The sequence below is a fragment of the Buchnera aphidicola (Pemphigus obesinymphae) genome, from assembly GCF_026122815.1.
GTDB classification, from domain to species: domain Bacteria; phylum Pseudomonadota; class Gammaproteobacteria; order Enterobacterales; family Enterobacteriaceae; genus Buchnera_C; species Buchnera_C aphidicola_BJ.
In genome coordinates this window covers 1-375 of record NZ_JAIWQW010000098.1, presented here as the reverse complement: position 1 = coordinate 375, position 375 = coordinate 1, and the positions used below count along the sequence as shown (strand labels likewise).

Genomic DNA, 375 nt, shown 5'->3' with positions numbered 1-375 from the left:
TTACAAAAATAATAGTAGCTGAAAAATCTTCTACCTCTAAAAAACGTATCAAAGCATCAGTTTTACGACCATATACCATCCAATAACTTTGTTTAATATCAGGACGAGTCGAAATATTAGATTGAATTCGTACTTCTTTAGGTTCTTTCATAAATCTACGTGAAATTCGACGAATAACATCAGGCATTGTAGCAGAAAACAATGCTGTTTGATGATTTGCTGGAATTTCAGCCATAATAGTTTCTACATCTTCTATAAAACCCATTCTTAACATTTCGTCAGCTTCATCCAATACTAAACTATGTAAATTAGAAAGATTTAAAGTTCCTCTTTTTAAATGATCTAATAAACGACCTGGTGTTCCAACAACAATTT

General features: G+C 30.9%; 1 protein-coding gene. It reads right to left on the bottom strand.

What is annotated here, in order from left to right:
* On the bottom strand, window positions 1-375 hold a 375-nt coding region (locus tag LDP10_RS03280; protein WP_265197289.1), incomplete at both ends, for a DEAD/DEAH box helicase.